Origin of the sequence: Shewanella japonica (assembly GCF_002075795.1) — a bacterium.
Classification (GTDB): domain Bacteria; phylum Pseudomonadota; class Gammaproteobacteria; order Enterobacterales; family Shewanellaceae; genus Shewanella; species Shewanella japonica.
Genome location: NZ_CP020472.1, coordinates 4,052,657 through 4,072,890 on the forward strand (window position 1 = coordinate 4,052,657; position 20,234 = coordinate 4,072,890).

At 41.2% G+C, this 20,234-nt stretch carries 19 protein-coding genes; 12 read left to right on the forward strand and 7 right to left on the reverse strand.

Annotation, left to right across the window (positions count from 1 at the left end):
• Window positions 1-63 precede the first annotated feature (63 nt).
• From SJ2017_RS17365 to hldE, 3 genes are all read right to left on the reverse strand, one after another.
• Window positions 64-546 (reverse strand): TetR family transcriptional regulator, encoded by a 483-nt coding sequence (locus SJ2017_RS17365; protein WP_055025124.1) that lies wholly within the window; start codon window positions 544-546, stop codon window positions 64-66.
• A gap of 324 nt (window positions 547-870) precedes the next feature.
• On the reverse strand, window positions 871-1,845 hold the full coding sequence (locus SJ2017_RS17370) for a hypothetical protein (protein WP_080916630.1): 975 nt from the start codon (window positions 1,843-1,845) through the stop codon (window positions 871-873).
• Window positions 1,845-3,275, reverse strand: a complete 1,431-nt coding sequence (hldE, locus tag SJ2017_RS17375; RefSeq protein WP_080916632.1) for a bifunctional D-glycero-beta-D-manno-heptose-7-phosphate kinase/D-glycero-beta-D-manno-heptose 1-phosphate adenylyltransferase HldE — start codon at window positions 3,273-3,275, stop codon at window positions 1,845-1,847. The genes SJ2017_RS17370 and hldE overlap by 1 nt, the downstream gene beginning before the upstream one ends.
• 102 nt (window positions 3,276-3,377) lie before the next feature.
• Here hldE and SJ2017_RS17380 point away from each other — a divergent pair, with 102 nt between their 5' ends.
• From SJ2017_RS17380 to SJ2017_RS17395, 4 genes are all read left to right on the forward strand, one after another.
• Entirely contained in the window at window positions 3,378-4,304 is a 927-nt protein-coding gene (locus SJ2017_RS17380; RefSeq protein ID WP_080916633.1) for an LpxL/LpxP family Kdo(2)-lipid IV(A) lauroyl/palmitoleoyl acyltransferase, read from the forward strand.
• A gap of 273 nt (window positions 4,305-4,577) precedes the next feature.
• Window positions 4,578-5,543, forward strand: a complete 966-nt coding sequence (locus SJ2017_RS17385) for a L,D-transpeptidase family protein (RefSeq protein WP_080916635.1) — start codon at window positions 4,578-4,580, stop codon at window positions 5,541-5,543.
• A 209-nt stretch (window positions 5,544-5,752) separates the two neighbouring features.
• Window positions 5,753-7,216, forward strand: a complete 1,464-nt coding sequence (locus tag SJ2017_RS17390) for a M16 family metallopeptidase (RefSeq protein ID WP_244899720.1) — start codon at window positions 5,753-5,755, stop codon at window positions 7,214-7,216.
• Window positions 7,216-8,919: an insulinase family protein gene (locus tag SJ2017_RS17395; protein WP_080916636.1), complete on the forward strand. Its 1,704-nt coding sequence runs from the start codon at window positions 7,216-7,218 to the stop codon at window positions 8,917-8,919. Before SJ2017_RS17390 ends, SJ2017_RS17395 begins: the two co-directional genes overlap by 1 nt.
• A gap of 106 nt (window positions 8,920-9,025) precedes the next feature.
• Here the strand turns inward: SJ2017_RS17395 and SJ2017_RS17400 are convergent, their stop codons facing one another.
• Window positions 9,026-9,511, reverse strand: a complete 486-nt coding sequence (locus tag SJ2017_RS17400) for a GFA family protein (RefSeq protein WP_080916637.1) — start codon at window positions 9,509-9,511, stop codon at window positions 9,026-9,028.
• A 136-nt stretch (window positions 9,512-9,647) separates the two neighbouring features.
• Entirely contained in the window at window positions 9,648-11,048 is a 1,401-nt protein-coding gene (gene nrfA / locus SJ2017_RS17405) for an ammonia-forming nitrite reductase cytochrome c552 subunit (protein ID WP_055025119.1), read from the reverse strand.
• Window positions 11,049-11,291: 243 nt separating this feature from the next.
• Here nrfA and narQ point away from each other — a divergent pair, with 243 nt between their 5' ends.
• Both narQ and SJ2017_RS17415 read left to right on the forward strand, forming a co-directional pair.
• The gene (gene narQ / locus SJ2017_RS17410; protein WP_055025118.1) at window positions 11,292-13,043 is read left to right on the forward strand and encodes a nitrate/nitrite two-component system sensor histidine kinase NarQ; all 1,752 of its coding nucleotides are present in this window, start codon (window positions 11,292-11,294) and stop codon (window positions 13,041-13,043) included.
• Window positions 13,036-13,665, forward strand: coding sequence for a response regulator (locus SJ2017_RS17415; RefSeq protein ID WP_055025117.1), 630 nt, complete (start codon window positions 13,036-13,038; stop codon window positions 13,663-13,665). The genes narQ and SJ2017_RS17415 overlap by 8 nt, the downstream gene beginning before the upstream one ends.
• A 97-nt stretch (window positions 13,666-13,762) precedes the next feature.
• Here the strand turns inward: SJ2017_RS17415 and SJ2017_RS17420 are convergent, their stop codons facing one another.
• Window positions 13,763-14,131, reverse strand: coding sequence for a YacL family protein (locus SJ2017_RS17420; protein ID WP_080916639.1), 369 nt, complete (start codon window positions 14,129-14,131; stop codon window positions 13,763-13,765).
• Window positions 14,132-14,324: 193 nt separating this feature from the next.
• On the opposite strand from SJ2017_RS17420, the gene SJ2017_RS17425 reads away from it, so the two are divergent.
• Complete coding sequence (locus SJ2017_RS17425) at window positions 14,325-15,293, forward strand: zinc transporter ZntB (RefSeq protein ID WP_080916640.1); 969 nt, start codon at window positions 14,325-14,327, stop codon at window positions 15,291-15,293.
• Window positions 15,294-15,372: 79 nt separating this feature from the next.
• On the opposite strand, the gene fkpA is transcribed toward SJ2017_RS17425, so the two are convergent.
• Window positions 15,373-16,131: an FKBP-type peptidyl-prolyl cis-trans isomerase gene (fkpA, locus tag SJ2017_RS17430; RefSeq protein ID WP_080916642.1), complete on the reverse strand. Its 759-nt coding sequence runs from the start codon at window positions 16,129-16,131 to the stop codon at window positions 15,373-15,375.
• A gap of 149 nt (window positions 16,132-16,280) precedes the next feature.
• On the opposite strand from fkpA, the gene SJ2017_RS17435 reads away from it, so the two are divergent.
• From SJ2017_RS17435 to lpoB, 5 genes are all read left to right on the forward strand, one after another.
• Window positions 16,281-17,246, forward strand: a complete 966-nt coding sequence (locus SJ2017_RS17435) for a WD40 repeat domain-containing protein (RefSeq protein WP_080916643.1) — start codon at window positions 16,281-16,283, stop codon at window positions 17,244-17,246.
• A gap of 33 nt (window positions 17,247-17,279) precedes the next feature.
• Complete coding sequence (locus SJ2017_RS17440; protein ID WP_055025112.1) at window positions 17,280-17,492, forward strand: SlyX family protein; 213 nt, start codon at window positions 17,280-17,282, stop codon at window positions 17,490-17,492.
• 133 nt (window positions 17,493-17,625) lie between these two features.
• Window positions 17,626-18,207: a peptide deformylase gene (gene def / locus SJ2017_RS17445; RefSeq protein WP_080916645.1), complete on the forward strand. Its 582-nt coding sequence runs from the start codon at window positions 17,626-17,628 to the stop codon at window positions 18,205-18,207.
• Window positions 18,204-19,571 (forward strand): COG3014 family protein, encoded by a 1,368-nt coding sequence (locus SJ2017_RS17450; RefSeq protein WP_080916646.1) that lies wholly within the window; start codon window positions 18,204-18,206, stop codon window positions 19,569-19,571. The genes def and SJ2017_RS17450 overlap by 4 nt, the downstream gene beginning before the upstream one ends.
• Window positions 19,572-19,610: 39 nt before the next feature.
• A complete protein-coding gene (lpoB, locus tag SJ2017_RS17455; protein WP_174567611.1) occupies window positions 19,611-20,204 on the forward strand; it encodes a penicillin-binding protein activator LpoB in 594 nt (197 codons plus the stop codon).
• Window positions 20,205-20,234 lie beyond the last annotated feature (30 nt).

Here is a 20,234-nt window from a genome sequence, read left to right on the forward strand (position 1 = left end):
GATGACCTACCCTGCGCAGCTTTATGGCGCAGGGAAAAGACAATGACGAGCCTTTATGAGGTTTTAAGCCGCTACAGCTTCTTCAGTTTGTGCACTAAACATGGTCACAGCGCTTTGACCAATTAACCTATCAATGCAAAAGCCACCTTCATCACCTAATCTCATCAGCGCTTTATAACGAATATCGTTAACTGTGTTGAAGCGCCCCTGAATTTGCTGGTTAGAAGCACACAAACTAAAAAACAATTTAAGGACGGCTTTAGCGTGATCTTGACTAATAAAATGTCGCCATGAAGACTCAAGTAATTGCACAGAACTAAAATCTAACCCTTCGCAAAAACGAGCTGAAATACGTGAATCTAAACACGAAAGAAAGTCTGCCTTTCGGGGAAAATGATGGCTAATTCCTGTACGGCTGATACCTGTAGCATTTGATAACGATGTATAAGACATGTTTTCAAACCCAATTGTCAGGATTTGCTCAAACGCCTCATCTAAAATCAATTTTATGGTGATTTCAGTATCGATTCTAGAACGCTTTGCCATACAAAAATATCGTTACTATTTCTAGTAACTACCTCAATGAAATGAAATTTTGCATAGCCTATCAAATGTTTATCTAGCTTGTCTTTTTAAAAAGTACAATTTATTAACACGCACTTTAACTATGGATTTTAACATTGGCTAAAGAGCAAACATATCACCAATTAATCTTACAGAAATAGCCACTGCGTCAGTCAATAATAAGGCTTTTAATAATTTAGCTAGCGGTAAACACTATTTGAAAGCGTTTCAGATTGAAATGTAAATATTCATGACAACAGTCTACGCTAACTGAAACATTTTCATCATGGTTCAAACCTGACAGTTTTACTCATCAGTGCTTATAACCTTTTCGGCTTCTGAGAACTGCTGAATAAGCCACGCATTAGCAAGTTCCGCTCCCATCAGGTGCACTAACGTCGGATGTAATACTTCAATTAAACGCTGCTGTTGCCAAAACATATAATGCGGCAAAGCTTGAACGGCGCCACGGCCAAATGTGCGTTGCATCAGGCTTGATATTTCATCCATTTCGGTGTCATTGATTTGCGGCGCGTGGGGATAAGCATCAGCGATGAAGTCAGCATATTGTTCAAAAGCAATAATATCATCAACTTCATAGCGATTTAGTAGCCACAATAATTGTGGAGAGCTCCAATGGCCAATATTACCAGTGGTATTCATCACAGCAATATTGCGCCTATGCAACTGCTGCCAAATCAGTGACACACTTCCAGACTCATGAGCTAAGCGCCACGCTAAGTAGTAATCAGCAAGCCATTCGTGCTGGTAAGGGGTTAATGGCTGCAATGAATGACTCTCTTGCAGCGAAATATTTTCAAGGTGCCCTAGCTCATGCCACAAAGTAAGTTGAGTTTGTTGCTCAAGGTTAAATTGATACGCTTGACCGTTGAGTGCCACACTTTGATTAACCACTGGCAGCTTGTCATTTATCACCACGATACCTGCAATAACTTGATCAACGACTGGCATTACCATCGCAGTTTTAAGACCCAAGCTTTGTGATACCGACTGACGTAAAGGCAATTGTGCAGACACTCTCGCGGGTAGCTGCTTTATGCAAGAAACATAATGAGCAATTGGACAAATAAGCGCTTGTTTATCAGTCAGTTGATGTATTTGGCCGATTGAATATAGAGAAGAATCGCTGGGGTAAGAAAGGGGATTGAAACGATTATAGCTCTCACGACTTAATGAGCTAGCGTTAGCCTGTTTATGACTAACGCCAACAATAATAGCACTGAAAAAACTAAGCCCAATAATCAGGGCCAGAAATTTCACTACTTTTTAGCCATAATATTTTCGATAATTGCTGTGGTTGATACGCCATCTTCAAATCCTAAGATTTCAACCGTTCCACCAGCTGCCATAACTTCAGCTCCGCCAGCAATCTCTTCGACTTTATAATCACCGCCTTTAACCAACGCATCAGGTAATAAACGACTAATGACACGTTGTGGTGTGTCTTCACTAAACGGAATCACCCAATCAACAGACGCTAAACCTGCAAGCACTGCCATACGGCGGTCCTCTTGGTTGACCGGTCTTCCCTCACCTTTTAAGCGTTTAACTGAAGCATCGTCATTCACAGCAACAATTAAACGATCGCCTAAAGCTTTGGCTTGTTGTAAATAACTCACATGCCCAGCATGTAAAATATCAAAACAACCATTGGTCATGACCACTTTTTCACCACGTAGTCTCGCTTGCTCAAGGGCATACATTAACTGATCTTCTGAGACCACACCAAAGCCTGACTCGCCTTGATTTAATGCAAGTGCTTCAATCAATTCAATTCGGCTTACCGTTGCAGTACCTAATTTTGCAACCACAACACCTGCAGCCATATTGGCAATAGAACAAGCTTGTGCCATTGAACTGCCGGCAGCTAATGAACTAGCTAACGCAGAAATCACTGTATCGCCTGCACCAGTCACATCATAAACTTCACGGGCAACCGTAGGGATATGTAGTTCAGCTTCATCTTGGCTAATTAACGTCATGCCTTTTTCTGAACGAGTGACTAGAATAGCCCCTAGCTCAAATTGTTCAATTAAGCCTTTAGCTTTGGCAATGAGATCCGCCTCATCTACGACAGGGCCGACTACGGCTTCAAATTCGCTCATGTTTGGCGTCAATAATGATGCACCTCGATAACGAGAAAAATCACTGCCTTTCGGGTCAACTAATACGGTCACGCCTTTAGCACGTGCTTTGGCAATAAAATCAACAGGGGAATCAATTGCGCCTTTAGCATAATCGGACAAAACCAGTACATCGACATTATCTAAGATGGGTTCACTGGTGTTTAATAAGTTATCACTGTCAGCGCAACTATATTTCTCTTCAAAATCTAGGCGAATTAATTGTTGGTTACGTGAAAAAATACGTAATTTAGTGATGGTTGGTTTGTCGGCAACAGTTAACCAACGAGGTTCTACACCTTGAGCTTGAACACCTACGGTCAATGCTTGGGCTGTTTCATCGGCACCAACAATGCCTGCAAGCTGAACTTGCCCACCTAATGCGGCAATATTCAATGCCACGTTTGCAGCACCACCTGGACGGTCTTCTATGTCTTTAATGTTAACTACTGGCACGGGCGCTTCTGGTGAAATTCGCCCTGTAGGCCCTACCCAATAGCGGTCAAGCATGACATCACCGACAACTAGTACACGGGCTTTTTCGAATGCTGGGAGAGATACCTTCATAGTAAACTTTTTCTTTTGCTGACATTAAACGGTGATTGTACCTAATTTTGCTATAAAATTAAGTTAGAATAGAAACTAATTTGATTTAAAAGTGAGTGTTCCGTGGTAGAAAAAGCGCAATTTGGTTCTCATTTATTACATCCTAAACATTGGCCACTATGGTTAGGTGTTGGATTAATGAGGCTAACTCAACTATTACCTTTGCGTTGGCAAATGGCAATGGGTAAAGGGTTAGGCCGTTTAGTGTTGAAATTTGCTGGCAGTAGAAAGCACACAGCAGAGCGAAATTTAAGTTTGTGTTTTCCTGATATGCCAGAGCAAGAAAGAGCAGCTTTATTAACACGCAACTTTGAAGAAACCGGCAAAGCCTTATTTGATACCATCAACGCATGGTGGTGGTCTAATGATAAAGTGCAACGTCATATGACCATGAAAGGCGATCAGCACGTGCGTGACACCTTAGATAATGGCAATGGTGTCATCTTGTTTGCAGTGCACTGTTTACCATTAGAAATGGGCGCAAGAATGTTTGGCCAATTCCAGCCAGGAATCGGGGTTTATCGCCCGCATGATAACCCTGTGATGGAGTACTTACAGGTCAATGGCCGCTTACGTTCGAATAAAGGTCTTGTGCCTAAACGTGATCTTCGTAATATGGTCAGAAGCCTGCGAAATCCCGATGTGATTTGGTATACAGCAGATCAAGATTTTGGTCGCTCTAGTGCGGTATTTATTCCGCTTTACGCAGTACCAGATGCCGCCACAATTACTGGTGCAACGACCCTAGCTAAACTTGGTAAAGCCAAGGTATTGCCTTTTTTCGTTGAACGAAACGCTGACGATAGCGGTTATCACATGGAAATCATGCCGCCACTGGATAATTTCCCTGGTGACAATGAACTCGAAGATGCGATTCGTGGTAACAAGATTATTGAAAATATTATTGATAGAAACCGTTGCCAATACATGTGGTTACATAGAAGATTCAAAACTAGACCGACTAAAGAAACCCCTTCCTTATATCAATAAAAACTCGGAAGGCTTTTAAATAAAATAATTAAAGATTAATCACTCATAAAATAAAAAGGGATTTAATCAGTGATTAATATTCAAAAGAAACGTAAGGGTAAAACTGATTTCAAACACTACCTAGCTTGAAATCAGTATAAGAATGATCAAGGATGCCAAACTTGTTACCCTTTAAGGGTTAATTATTAAGTATTAGTTAATATATATTTGGTATAAAATTAATACTTAATAATAATTGACCACTGTACACAAAATTAGGAATCCGTCGCCCATATGATTAAGTCGTTTTGCGTCAGTTTAATTGCTATATCAGTCTTATTAACGAGTCTCAATGCTGCAGCTGTTGAATACCGTCTGCCAGCTAAAGAAAGTCGATTAATTGGTGAAAACCAGTATTACGTGGTTCCTGAGGGTAAACTTACCCTAGAAGCCATTGCTGCTGAGTTTCAGTTAGGCTTGAGCAACATGATGGAAGCCAACCCAGGTGTCGACCCATATCTACCTAAGCCTGGTAGCACGCTGGTTATTCCTCATCAGTTAATTTTGCCAGATGCGCCTCGTAAAGGAATTGTGATTAATAGCGCTGAAATGCGTTTATATTACTACCCTAAAGGGACCAACACTGTTGAAGTATTACCTATAGGCATAGGTCAAGTTGGACGAGATACACCAGAGAATTGGGTCACTCAAGTGTACCGCAAGCGTGCGAATCCGACATGGACTCCTACTCAAAAAACACGTGAAATATACGCAGCAAAAGGCGTTGAGTTACCCGATGTTTGGCCAGCTGGCCCTGATAACCCAATGGGGCTTTTCGCGCTCTACGTTGGTAATTTATTCGCTGTCCATGGCACTAATGCCTCGTTCGGCATTGGCCTGAGAGTCAGCCAAGGCTGTGTCAGACTTCGAGAAGATGACATCGAGCACCTGTTTAATAGCGTACCTGTAGGCACACGAGTCGAGTTTGTTAACCAACCGATTAAGGCTACTGTTGAACCTGACGGAAATCGTTATTTAGAAGTTCATCAACCACTGTCTGAAACCATTGAGCAGTTTGAGTCAAATGAGCAACTCCCTTTAACCCTAAACAAACAAATTACTGCGATTGTGGCGCATGCTGATACCGATTCATTTACACTTAAACGCTTATTAGAGCAACGTACTGGTATTCCGACCCGCATCAATACCGCTCAGCAAGCTCATAATGAGCAACAATTGAGTCCAAAAAACTCTGATTAGACACGATTATTAAACAGTTAGTGTGAACAACAATAGTGATTAAGCGCTGACTAACACTAGCAAATCAGCAGCTATCTCGATTAAAGCCCAAGTGCCACTCAAGTGCGTTTGGGCTTTTTGCTATTTCCCCATCTTAATAAGTAAACTTGAGTAACAAGCGCTATAAAAGTAATCTAATCAACATCATTTACGAATATGCTGGTGACATAGTGACACAACCTGACTTCATTCCGCCTAAGCGCTCGAGTTTTAAACAATATATTGCTTATGGGATGTCTTTTATCAGTGTCGTGCTCAGCCCTCAACTGCAAGCCAACTCCCAATGTCTGCTTCAGTCGCAAATCAACCAACTACAACATATTGAAAACCAAATAGCGCTAACAGAGCTCGATAACGGATTAATATTGAGACAAGTACACAGACCCGAACAGGCCACTGTCTCCATTGCCAGTCAATTTAATGTTGGTTCTAGGAACGAACCCAGTGGACAATCAGGTTATGCACACTTATTTGAGCACCTTCTGTTTAAAGGCAGCCTTAATGCACCAGCAGATAGCTACCCAAGAACCATGAGTGCAATAGGAGCTCAGTTTAATGCCAGTACCCATTTTGATTACACCAATTACTACGCCACTATCCCAGCTCAAGCCTTGGCTTTAAGTTTATTTTTAGAGGCTGATCGCTTTATTAACCCAGTGTTATCAGCTGAAACAGTCAACAATCAACAAGGTGCTGTCTTAGAGGAAATGGCAACCAGCATTGATAATCAACCCTACATACGTCCCGCTATGGAGTTTTTATTATCGCAAGTAAAAGGCAGTCCCTATGCACATGCGATTATTGGCAGTAAACAGGACGTCACCAGTGCTACAGCCTCAGCATTACAGACATTTCATCAACGTTACTATCGCCCTGACGCAATGCAATTATCCTTAGTAGGCCATTTAGAAGAGGACAGTCTTGCCCTTGTAAAGCAGCACTTTTCAGGCTGGACATCACCAAATATTCCTCATGATAGCTTCGAACAACTCAGTATTAATGCCAAAGCAATTCAAACAGAAATCGTCGATGAGCGTGGTCCATGGCCAGCAATCCTTATGGCTTGGCATACTGTTGGAAGAGAACATGCTGATTATGAAGCTATTTCTTTACTGCAAGGATATTTATTTCAAAATCTACGCAGCGCTCTCGCAAAGCAAACATTAGCATCGCCATCTCACATGCTCAGTTATTCAATTCCATTAACAATGGAGAATCACGGCGTCACCAATTTGGTTCTCGTCCCACGGGCAAACACCTCACTGAATGAGCTACAGAAATTAACTGATTCACTATTTGCCGACATCATGGCCAAAGGGATGACAGAGCAACAATTATGTGAACTTAAAACATTAGCACTATCTCAACAGTTACAGCAGTTTTCGCACTCGCAAACACTTGCTAAACACTTATCAAATACAGCCAATAGAGATAAAAATGCTCCATTAACGCAGCCATGGCAGCGTATTCAAGCAGTACTTCCTGATGATATATCGCGAGTTACCCAAGCGTATTTTTTTGATAAAACAGTTCGAGTGGACTTGCTACCACCTTGGTACATTCGGTGGGGTAAAAGCGTACTTGAAGTATTACCCCAAGGAATGGCTGAGACGCTAGAAGGCTGGGCGCTATAATGTTGATACAAAAAAATAAACATCCCAAACTCATTATTATCAGCAGCATGATAATGTTGGCATTAATGACATTAGGTTGTCAGCACTCACCCATTCACTTTACCGAAGCGCAAGCGCCGAACATTCCGTCATTTGACGTTCCAGAAAACCACACCTCTGCTAGCAATACGTCAACCGATTTATCCCAGTTATTGGCCGATACTCAACAAGCACAATCTAAAGCTATAAAACCAGTTGCTTATCAGTTACCGCACACCATAACCTTAACAAAGCAGTTTCACGCTCATCAGTGGCTATCAAGTGAGGTTAATGATTCTGGGTTAAATCGACTATACTTAATCGGCATTTCAGCCCAGCAACCGATAACTCACCCCGATATTTTAGTTGAAGCTTTCAAGCAAAAACTTGAAGAAATGGCCAATACAACCGCCTACTCACCACAAATGGCAAGCTGCTTGAGCAGCATTAAGATAAGAGCCAGTCTTCATAGCGTAGGAATGACCATTGAATGCAGCGCAACCGATCAACAATTGCAGCAACAGCTCTGGCAGTTTTGGGAAAAAGGTGCGCTAAGCGACATCAATATTGCAACCGTCATACGCAACTTGAAACTTAATAAACACATTGGTGCTTTTACTGGTTCTGAAATCGACACGACATTTCGCCAGCAGCTATTAGGACAACAGCACCCTTACAATCTCAATGTTCGCAATCAGTCTGCAATCAATGAGCTAGATAACACGACACTGCAAACTTTACACAACAAAATACGTCAGCAACTTCAATGGCATTTATTTATCCCCTCTCCAATAACTTCGGCTACACATGGTGTTGCTCAGAGCTCTTTGAATAGCACATCGGATAGTCAATTGAATAGCCCATTGAATAGTCAATTGAATAACCTTTCGAGTAGCACTTCAACTAGCTCTGCCAACAAGCAAAACGCAGTCATAACCAGCTCTGATATTTTTGTGCCAACTTGGTTAGCCACAACTCAGCCTAATTTGACTGAAGTACAACCAAATATCATTACCAACAGCACTGGTTCAGCAACAAAACAATCAACACAGACAATTCTTATCATTAACGCTAAAGATACTGTTCAAACCCAAGCTCGAGTGGGCTTTGTGTTAGCAAAACCTGATCTGGTCAACACCACAAATCACAATCAAAATAGTACCGATTGCAAAACCATCGCAGCATTACTCGGTCGAAGTTACTCAGGGCGGCTATTTTATGATTTACGTGAAACACGTGGGCTCACATATGGTATTTACGGTCGGTGTGTCGATGCGCCATTAAGTCAATACCTGTATTTTTATGGCAGCACTTCATTAGAGAATTCTGGCGCATTCCTAAAAGGAATAATCGATCATACTCAGTTGTTAAAAGATCAAGCAGCTAAACAGACTGAAATTAATGCAGTGATCACTTACTTAATGGGTAAACAACAACTGGCAAGCGACCATAAATACGGCAAAGAAAGCCGTTATATTAACAACTTACTTTTAGGTAGAACGGCTAGCTTTGAGCAATTACAACATGAAACCCTTAACTCACTGACACCAAAAGCAATAACAACCATGGCTAACCATGTTTTTGAAGGTAATCCCGTTATTGTTTTGCGTGGCGATGCCGATAAAATCATCCCAGATCTAAATGAGAAGCTACCACACTGGCAAGTGATAACTATCTCTCCATAACAGCCTCACCATAACAAGCTTAGCGTTATAGCCTCTAATGAGAGACGTTGTAACCTAGCCAGCAAGCGATGCGCCGATAAGCCTAACATGGCATTTTTTTGAGTAATTAACTTCGATCCAGCGGGTAGCGCTCGCAGGTATCAAGAATATTAAGCCAACTCACTTGGTTCGCTGTATGAATATGGTAATTCGGGTGAATAAGGTTTGGGTTGTCTAGCGAGCCAATGGTCAAAGTATAGTAGCCTGGATGGCGAGTATCTCTAAAACTTATTGTACAGCCACATTGCTGACAAAAACCTCGGCGAACATGTTCAGAAGAGGTAAATTCGACGGGCTTGCCCGCAATCCACTCGACCTGCTCAACCTTAAAATCCATCCACGCTTGAAACACAGCACCGGAAGATTTTTGACATTGACTGCAATGGCAATAATCCGCGTCAAAAGGACGATGTGTAATCTGATAGCGAATTGCCCCGCATAAACATCCTCCTTGATGTATAAAATCATCAGAGCCGCGGCTCTGCTCAGATCCAGTAACATCTTGACTGCTTGGAGTTTCCTTTTCTTCAGTATTGGTGTGATTATCACTCATGATACGCCCCGCGTTGTCGTCATTCCTTATGATCTATCAGATAGTAGTAACATGATAATGAATGGTTTTAAAGCCCAAAAAAAAGCCCTCTAAGAGGGCTTTTTATCTCAACACTAATGTTAATTACATCGTGTTATTAGTAAGTTGCTTCACGCTTTTTAGCTTCAGCATCCCATTGTGGAACAAGGTCTTTTAAGAATTTTTGCTTATCAGCATTCATCTTATCCATGTCCATACCTAAGGCTTTTTGTGCTTTAGCTTTAGTCGAGATATCTGGAATAGCGATTGGCATTTTAACGCCTTTAGCTGCAAGTAATTGCGCTAACTTGATACGCGCATCAGCTGCTTTATCAACTGCGCCACCTAGAATACGTAATGCTTCAGCTGGAGCATGAGCAGCAACACCGTGAGATGCAGTTGCAAAGTCCCAACGCCATTGACTGTGACGGATATCAGTTAAGATAGGTTTCATTTCCGCTTCAGTCGCACCAGCATCCCAAGCTGCACCCGCTTCGAAGTGAGCGTGTACAAGCTGAGTTTCAGCTCTTAGCTTAATTTCAGTAACACTTTTTTGATTCTCATGTGTTACTTCCATCATGAACTCTTTTGTTTTGCCTTCATGACAAGTTGCACAAGTTTCGTCGAAACGATCAAATGGGTTACCCACTTTATGGTCTGTGAACTTACCTTTACCGTTTGCTTTAGCAACACGTGGCATGTGACAGTCAGTACAACTTACGTTGTTTTTACCGTGCATACCTAACATCCAAGTTTCATAACCAGGGTGCTGTGCTTTTAACATAGGTGTTTTAGAAATTGCGTGAGTCCAATCAGCAAAGTTGATTGCGTCATAGTACACTTCCATTTCTTCAACAGTGGTACCGTTATCCCATGGGAATTTCACATAACCTTTACGGTCAGCTGTTTTCTCAAAGTAGTATTCAACGTGACACTGACCACAAACCATTGATTGCTTGTCTTTACGAGAAGCTTTATCAAAAGGCTTATCAATGGCTTCTAAAGCACGGTCAACATATGGACGAGAAATACGTAATTTTGGTGAACCTTTTACGTGACAATCACTACAACCGATAGTGTTAACGATTTCAGGACCGCCTTTAGCCCATTTACCTTTGAAGTAACCGTCTTCACCTTGCTCTTCAATCATGCGAGGTACGTCAGGGCTTTTACAGCTCCAACAAGCCATAGGCATTGGGCCATCATCTGGTCCAGTCGGTGCACCAGTACGTAAAGTGTTACGCACATCAGTCACAGCATAGTGGTGACCACGTGCTTTATTGTAATCTTTAGCAAACCCGTAACCTGCCCATAACACAACTAGGTTTGGATCTTCTTCTAGCACATCAACAATTTCAGTACTTTCTGACGTTGCGTGCCAGCTTTCAAATTGCTGCTTATACTTGTCCTTGTAAACATCGTTACGAGGTTCAGTCTTATCACTAGCCATTGCACTAGTCATCATAAAACTGGTTGCCATCAATGCGCTAAGCGCAATAACTCTTCCTTTCATCTTCATCACCGTTCATCTCCGTGTTACATTTTATTTTAAATATTCACGACATCTCCATGAACAAACTTATCCATTTAAGGTTAAATTAAGAATACCCCTTTATGAGTATTGAACAATAAGCTTGCGCTAGATCAACATGTTAATATGTTGTACATCACATTTTTGATTATCTGTTAATATAAAACAGTCATCGCTAAAGTAATATTTGGCTATTATGAGCATTAAAAACAAACCAAAGTTGGATTTAAAATGACAAAACGAGGCAGCCTAACCTCCACTATTCTTAGACTAATGTTAGTCCTAATTTTCATTTCTTCCAGCTTGGCGGTGTATTCAATTATCAACCTTACTTTCAGTATTGGTGATGCCCGAGCAATCAATGCATCAGGCTCGCTCCGTATGCAAAGTTATCGGTTAAAATTATTTTTAGACAGAGATGAGAAATTACTGAATGAAAAGATAAGTTTATTCGAAGCAACACTCCACTCTGAAGCGTTAGAACGCTCATTAACTTGGTACAGTCCTGATGACTTGTCACAGCAATATTTATTGGTCATCAATAAGTGGGAACAAATGCGCTCCCACATTGAAAATAATCGACAAGATTTGTACTCAGCTTCGTTAAAAAATTTCGTTGATACGATTGATTTATTAGTGCTTGAAATGGAGCGCTTTGCAGCCCTCAAACTGCGTATTTTGGTCATAGGCCAAATCATCGGGTTATTTTTAATGTTGATTGTTGCCACCGCAGCTACCCGATACACTCGTATCAGAATGGTAGAGCCTATACTCCAATTGATGGATGTCGCCAACGCGATATCTAAGGGCAATTTCAAGGTTGATGTACCTCAGACAGAATATGTAGAGCTGCATGCACTAGGGGAAGCTTTCAAAAAAACCGCCTCTGAGCTCGATACTCTATATCAAGATCTTGAGGGACAAGTGAATGACAAAACTATTGCATTAACCCGTGCAAATAATGAGTTAAGCTTCTTATACGACAACCTTATTCGACTTCACGCCGACAGCTTAGATTATAAATCACTCAGTTCAGCACTCACTCATTTACAACAGTTTGAAGATTTAGATTATGTCAGACTGGTTATTGAGCATGTTGATAACTCGGTCGATTGTATTGAAGCAGACAACGGCTGGATTGATACCAATAAGCAAGAACACACAGCTGATACAACCCAAGAAGCACAAATTAAACCGGTAAAATATAACCTACAATTAGAAGATAAAAGCTTAGGTTATATTGAGGTGATTTCGCATAAACCACTCAATAATATGCTATTTGTTAATTTTGCTATGATGCTAACCCGTTCAATTGTTATTCATAATGCGACAGAGGAAAGACAGCAGCTAGCATTAATGGAAGAACGAGCGGTAATAGCCAGAGAACTCCATGATTCATTAGGACAACTTCTCTCCTATTTAAAAATTCAAGTCAGTTTGTTGCGCAAACAAATGGACCCCAATTGTATTACTGACAAAGTTGAAACCCAGCTGATAGATATTAATGATGGAGTCAGCACCGCATACGGCCAGCTTAGAGAACTTTTATCAACCTTTAGATTAACCATCAAAGATCCTAATTTAGGCCAAGCAATTGAAGTGATGTTAAGCCAATTGCGTAAGCAGTCTGGTATTGAAATTAATCTTAACTATCAGCTCTCACCACACTTACTAGCAGCGAAACAACATATCCATGTTTTACAACTGACACGTGAAGCAACAATCAACGCGATCAAGCATGCAAAACCTTCAAAAATAGAAATTGATTGTTTTTTGGCAGATTCTGATATGATACACATCAATATCAAGGATGATGGAATTGGCGTGTCGCATCTAAAAGAACGAGATCAGCATTTTGGTATTGGGATCATGCATGAACGTGCAACTAAACTGCATGGCAGCGTCAAGTTTGATAATAATCCGAAGGGCGGCACAACAGTCTCTCTCGTATTTCCACCCCAGCAGGAGCCTCTAAATGGGTAAACCTTATTCAGTATTAGTAGTAGATGACCACCCGCTTCTTCGACGTGGTATTTGTCAGTTAATAACCTCAGACGGTGATTTTAAACTGTTTGGTGAAGCAGGAACGGGATTGGATGCGTTAACCGCCATCGGTGAAGACGAGCCGGATATTATTCTGCTCGACTTAAATATGAAGGGCATGTCAGGCTTAGATACACTTAATGCAATGCGCCAAGAAGGAGTAACAGCCCGCATTGTTATTTTAACTGTATCAGATGCCAAACAAGATGTTGTTCGTCTGCTGCGAGCTGGCGCTGACGGATACTTACTCAAAGACACTGAGCCTGATTTATTACTTGAGCAACTTAAAAAAGCCATGCTAGGTCATCGTGTGATCAGCGACGAAGTTGAAGAGTATATTTACGAGCTGAAAAATGCTGACAATGATGAAACGTGGATAGCATCGCTCACACCACGTGAGCTGCAAATCCTTAAAGAGTTAGCAGAAGGCAAGAGTAATCGTGTTGTCGCAGAGGCGCTACACATCAGTGAAGGCACAGTAAAAGTGCATGTTAAAAACTTACTCCGTAAAGCAAATGCAAAATCCCGTACAGAAATGGCAGTAAGATATTTAAACCATTAGCCTTCAAACTGACTCAAAAAAGGCGAACCCTTAGGTTCGCCTTTTTATTGAAATGTAAACATTGAATACTTTATCTATTGCTCGTGTAAGCAAACCGCTATTGCTTAATGAACGAAATCCAGCTTTTTAGCGCTGTTTCAAAATCCTCAAGCCCACAAAACGATTCTGACTCCGCATCATACATGCTCATCGACTCTTCTAGCTCAAAGTCTTCGTCAAAATCAATCGCGTTTACAAACACTCTAACCTGCTCACTATCAATGACCATAGCTAAGTCTTCTCTTTGCATTAACCATTCATTTTTCTTACTCGCACGAATAAGCTCGATTTGAGCTAATATCGCTTCGCAACGATTAACATCAGTAGCCAATTGCTCAGCAAAAAAACGCCCTAATATGGCATGCTCCATGCTAAATTCAGCAAACACAGTGCCGTCTAAACTGTTACGGCGAAACTCGTATTCCATGATAAAACTCAACTATAAGGCTTTGTTCTATTTTAACCGAAATTCCGGAAACCTGCTTAGTTAAGACATGTAAATAATGAAAATGTCCTGACTGAATAAATTCACTGTATTTCACCTTCAATGCTAATATTATTTTCATTAAGGATTAAACCCCAAATAAATAATGCTACAACAATAGGATACAAGGATACCTATGGATACAGGCTTTATATATTGCTTATTGTTAACGGGATCGAATGCGGGTAAAAGTTTATCAGCAAGTGAGCTTGAACAATGGCAACCTAATGACGGATTACTTTGGGTGCATCTTCGTTATAGCCATCCTGACGCTCAACAATGGATCATTAACGCCCAGTTGCCTCAAACCGAAACTGACACATTATTAGCAGAGCACACTCGCCCTCGTACATTGAGCTCTCCTGATGGTATTTTAATGGCACTGCGCGGCATAAACCTTAATCCTAATTCAGCGCCTGAAGATATGGTATCGATGCGAATCTATGCCCAGCAACATCGTATTATCTCCACCTGTGAGCGCCAACTGCAATCGGTTAAAGATATTGCCGAGCAGATCATTAACCACCCTAATAGTATTAACTCGAGTGCTAACTTTTTAGTGTCTTTGTGCGAACGATTAACCGAAAGAAAAATGGAGTTAATCCATAACCTTGAAGATGAACTCGACACCTTAGACGATCAAATCACCTTACCTAGCGCGGCAACGCTGCGAGTGGATATTGCTGAATTAAGAAAACAAACAGTGACCCTAAGGCGTTACTTCTCACCTCAAAGAGACGCATTATCGCGACTGCTCAATGATAGTCATTTCCTGTTTGATAATGAGCACAAATTACGCATACGTGAGATAAATGAAACCTTAATCAGAGTCATTGAAGATCTTGATGCTGTGCGTGATAGAGCGAGCGTAACTCAAGAGCAATTACAATCTCAGCAGTCAGAGCAGCTTAATAAACGGTTATATTTTCTTTCGTTAATCTCTGCGGTGTTTCTACCATTAGGTTTTTTAACTGGGTTACTAGGGGTCAATATTGGTGGTATTCCAGGCACTGACATCCCTTGGGCTTTTTCGGCATTTTGTGCGGGATTAATTGTTCTTATTGCGCTGCAAATGTGGCTTTTTTATCGCCTCAAGTGGCTATAAAGCCAATGTAGATAAATGTTTAGCCAGTATTTAGGCATAAAAAAAGGACGCGCTCAGCGTCCTTTTCTTTTAATCACAATTACTGAGCAGCTGGCGCTTCTTCAGTTTGTGCTTTCTCGATTGAAAGTAACTCAACTTCAAATACTAAAGTTGAATTAGCTGGAATAGTACCAGTATCACGTTCGCCGTAAGCAAGTTCTGATGGGATAACGAACTTGTACTTAGCGCCAACAGGCATTAACTGAACACCTTCAGTCCAACCAGGAATAACACGGTTTAATGGGAATTTAGCTGGTTCGCCACGGCTGTATGAGCTATCGAACTCAGTACCATCAATTAACGTACCTTTGTAATGTACTTCAACCGTATCTTCAGCAACTGGCGTTTCGCCTTCACCCGCTTCTAATACTTCGTATTGTAAACCAGATTCAGTTGTAACAACGCCTTCTTTCGCCTTGTTAGTTTCTAGGAACTTTTTACCTTCCTCAACTGCTTTGCTCGCCATTAACTCTGCTTGCTCTGTACGTTTTTCACTTAGCTTAGCATCAAGTCCTTGAAGTACTGTTTGCATTTCTTCTTCAGTTAACTCAAGCGTATCAGCTAGTCCATCACTGAAACCTTGAATAACAAGAGTACGATCAACAGCAAAACCTAGTTCTTCTTGTTCAGTAATATGACCTGCCATGTAACGACCAATTGAGCCACCAACACTGTAAGCTTCTTTTTGTGCATCAGTTGTTAATTCAACTTTCTTGGCAACAACTTCTTGTTCTTGGTTACATGCAGTAAGACCAACAACAGCCAATGCAACTAACGATAATTTGTAAATAGATTTCATTAAAGCTTCCTCAGCGTCCTTTAGCGGTTACAATAACCGGTAGGTAAAAATTTTGTATATATTTGGCCACTTTATACTAAATAAAGTGTTTTTAGCAATGGCCTGAATGATAACGCAGCCATTAAGACAACTTTTATAGGAGCAAGTTCATGTTTCGACTAATTATGCTGATTTTATGCATTTGCTCACTGACAGCCTGCCACCCCAAGGCTGATAACGTCTTTAGTATTACGACTGACTCGAGTTATAGTGCGAGCTTGTCTCAAGATGCGCAGCTTGCCCTCGTCAGTACTTCAAGTAATGGGGTTCAATTATGGGATCTCAAGGAAGAAAGCTTAAAATATCGCTGGCAACACAGTAACAAGGCCGATAATACTATCAATAATGTGTTTGATACTGCATTTTCAGCCAATGCTCACTATGCAGCAACACTCACAACCGATTCATTAGCCATTTGGAATGTCGAAACTGGTCAATCTATCGGTTGGTGGTCACTGCCAGCATCGGCACAGTCTGTTGCGATTGCCAACAACGCCCAAACGTTAGTGGGATTAATTGATGGTTCTGTCATGTCACTAGCACCTGAGAAAAGTCTCATTAAGTTTTTAGGCCATAATGAGCGCGTCTCGAGTGTCTCTATTTCGGCAGATGGCCAACGTGCATTAACAGGCTCTAATGACGGACAAGTCATTTTATGGCAAGCCACTACAGGGCAACCGATTCACCAATGGCAGTTCAGCTCTCGTATCGGCAAAGTGCAATTAAATCAAAGTGGCTCACTCAGTTTCGCGAGTGATATTACCGGAAATGGAAATATCTATAACAACAGCGATGGCAAAGAAGTCACTTCATTAGCCATTAACCGCCGTCAAATGACCTTCAGCAGTGCTAGATTTATTCATCAGGATAAAATACTCGTCACAGGGTCACCCTCAAAAGAAATTATCCTTTGGCAGGTGCAATCGGGTAAAAAACTGGCCAATAGACAAATTCAGTTAACTAAAAACAGTCAAAATAGAGGCGCCGTTGTATACTCTATTGCAAGTGATGCTCAGCAAAATTTAGTCAGTATCAGTAATCAAGGTTTAGTTGAGTCATGGGGACCTCTACCTTAAAGCAATTCATCCCCATCAATGTGAGAGAAAAACATGCAAGATATGCAACAAAAAATTGATGATTTAGAAATGAAAATCGCTTTTCAAGATTCAACAATCGAAGAGCTAAACCAAGAAGTCATTAAATTAAATGATTTAGTTGCGTTCCAACAACATCAAATGTCATTAATCGTCAATAAACTGCAAGCGATGGAGCCAAGCAATATGGCAACCCAAGCAGAAGAAACACCACCGCCACACTATTAATGTGTCATTGCATTTTATTTGTTACATTGATTACTCATGAAATCAAAAACTAAGGTGTCCTAAGCAAAACGCGATGTAAGCTTGTGCTACACCTAAGTTATACAAGATTAACTGCAAACATTTAAGGAACGTTATGCCTGCAAGTGACATCATGACAATAGCCCAAACTGGCGAAACAATTTTAACCCGCCAAACACAAGCTGTGGTGACATTTGATCAAGCTTTGGTTCAGCTTGCTAACAATATGATAGCAACAATGAACGCGGCTCATGGAGTGGGGATTGCAGCCCCACAAGTTTTCAGTAATTTAGCTATCTTCATCATGCATTCTAAACCTAACTCTCGTTATCCTGGCGCGCCACTCACCCAAGCGACTGTGGTGATTAACCCGCAAATTATTGCGGTGTCTGATGAAATGGAAACAGAGAATGAAGGCTGTTTATCTATAGCGGGACAACGTCTTGAAGTAACACGTCATAAAAGCATCACTGTTCGTTATCAGTCACTTCAAGGCGATAGTATCGAGCAGCAATTGGACGGTTTTATCGCACGAATTTTTCAACATGAGTTTGACCATTTGCAAGGTATTACCTTGCTTGAACGGGTCAAGATGCCAGAACTGCAATATGTCAATCAAGCTGACTTTCCGATACCCAACCAGTCATACAATAACTTACATTCTCCATCACTCGACGGGCAAGGTGTGAGCCAATGAATAAATTGCTCAGTATTGCCTTAATCTGTTTCAGCTTAACTGGCTGCGCATATAATAGCGTTTTAATTAATTATCCATCTCAAATTGCGCCGATAAAACAAAACCTAGCCAGTCCCTCACCTGCAGCCAAACTGCCTGAGCTAGCAGCACAAATCGACAGTAACGATGGCTTGTTGTATGCACAAGAAGCGGGGAGAGTCGCTCAAGTCTCTGGTAACTTTGAAGCCAGTAAAACCTACTATGAACAAGCGATTAGCGCTTATAAAGCCTTTGATGACAGAGCCACAATTAGCGCCTCTGATCTGACTGCCACCGCCAGTAGTTTAGTATTAAACGATAATGCCATCCCTTATCGTGGACCAGGTTATGAGCGCATTATGGTGCATCAATATCAAGCCTTTAATTATCTCTTTTCTGGCGATGCACAGGGTGCATTAGTCGAAGTTCGCCGCAGTAACCAACTGCAAAGCAGTGAACAAGCACGCTACCAAAAATCTCAAAAGTCAGTTAGAGCAATGGCTAACGGTACGATTGATAGCGAAATTAACAAACTAGACCAAGCGACAGGTACTGTCACTAGCTCGTTTTTGAATGCTTACAGTTATTACACCACAGGCTTGTTGCATGAGTTATTAGGTGAGCCTAACGATGCGTACATTGACTACAGAAAAGCCGCTCAAATCACTCCCAATAATAAGTACTTGCAACAAGACCTAGTTAGACTCGCTAAGCAACTTTCCATGCCGCAATATGATGAATTTAAACGTCGTTGGGGTGATGCTATTTTACCTAAAAAAGGTCAAGGCCAAGTGGTTATGGCGGTTGAAAAAGGCTTTGTACCAGAAAAACAAAGCCTAACGGTCCCCTTCACTATTGATGGCAACTGGCAAACCGTGTCACTTGCAACTTACCAGCCCCATAGGCAACAAATTGCACCATCCACAATCCAAGGGCTCGGAACCGTTTTAAAAGCGGAACCTATTGCCAATATCGATGCCTTAGCAATTAATGCATTAAAAGAAGATTTACCTGCAGCCTTGGTGCGTCAAGCTGCGCGGGTCTATACTAAGTCTGAAATGACTCGAAGCGTCGAAAGTGGCAGTAAACGCCGTAATAACGAAGCAGATGCGGCGGCAATATTAATGCAAATTTTTAACGTTGTGACAGAGCAAGCTGACAGACGAAGTTGGTTAACCTTGCCCCGACAAGCACAAATTGCCCGCCAGTACATAGAGCCAGGCGAGTATCAAATCCGTTTAGGCAACAGTCCTGCGGCTAAAATTGATGTAAAACCAAACCGTGCAACATTAATTTGGGTGATAGAGACTGGAAATCAAACCCGTTTTTATTCAATAATTATCTAACTCGACTATTTATAAGTCATATTCAATATGGAACTTACTATGAAACATTTTAAACTGATTTTTGTTTTAGCCGCTGCAATCGGGCTATCAGCTTGTCAATCTAAGGTTGAGTATGGCGACGCAACTGAAGTAGAAACCGTCAATGAAAACTTTGGCTCAACGGATTTGCAAGCTATTGCTGCTAAAATGGTTGATAGCATGTTGACCTTCCCACCAGTGATTGTAATGACTCAAAACGATCGCCCAATTATCTTCGTCGACAAAATTAAAAATAAAACCTCAGAGCATATTGATACAGAATCAGTTACTGACACTATCAGCAACAAGTTACTTCGCTCAGGCAAGTTCCGTTTTATCGATATGACGAAAGTGGATGCTGTGCGTAAGCAGCTAGATTACCAAAACAATGCTGGTATGGTTGACCCATCAACAGCGATAAAGTTTGGTCGCCAAGTTGGTGCGCAATACATGCTTTACGGCAACTTATCTAGCATCGTAAAACAAGATGGCAGCACAAAAGATGTTTACTACAAAATGACTATGCGCCTAATGGATCTAGAAACAGGTCTAATCGAGTGGTCTGATGAAAAAGAAATTCGTAAAGTAAAATCTAAGTCTTTCTTAGGTCTATAAACCTCTGATACCATAAAATTTAGCCGACCT